The sequence below is a fragment of the Streptococcus danieliae genome (assembly GCF_013415245.1).
In the GTDB taxonomy this organism is placed as follows: Bacteria; Bacillota; Bacilli; order Lactobacillales; family Streptococcaceae; genus Streptococcus; species Streptococcus danieliae_A.
This window is the reverse complement of record NZ_JACBXX010000020.1, coordinates 1-346: the sequence shown is the minus strand read 5'-3', so window position 1 is coordinate 346 and position 346 is coordinate 1. Positions and strand designations below refer to the sequence as shown.

Sequence of the window (346 nt, the reverse complement as noted above, 5' to 3'; positions counted from 1 at the left end):
AAACCTTAAAATCCATTGTGAATAGAGAATGGACAAGGTCCTTTCTAGATACGTAGTGGTTTTATATTGTTGTATTTCAAAACTAAGCATCCATTATTTTTCAACTTTTGATTTTAAATGAGTATAACAAATTCCAGCTCTGCTTCGGGAAACAACCTTTGGATCAGTTGAAAAAGTTCCCAAAAACGTTATTTTGCTAAATTTCAAGTTGAAATTAGCCACCACTAAGAAATTCCTTTGGTGACTTGTAGTCCAAACATTTTTTAGGATAATTGTTTATCCAATTTTCAATAAAAGCGACTTCTTTGGGAGTTGTTTCTTTGGTCCCTTTTGGTAACCACCTGCG

At 33.2% G+C, this 346-nt stretch carries 1 pseudogene; it reads right to left on the bottom strand.

From position 1 onward, the window contains the following. Positions 1–214: 214 nt before the first annotated feature. Positions 215–346 (bottom strand): annotated as a pseudogene (locus tag HZY94_RS00065) (IS30 family transposase); the annotation flags it as partial.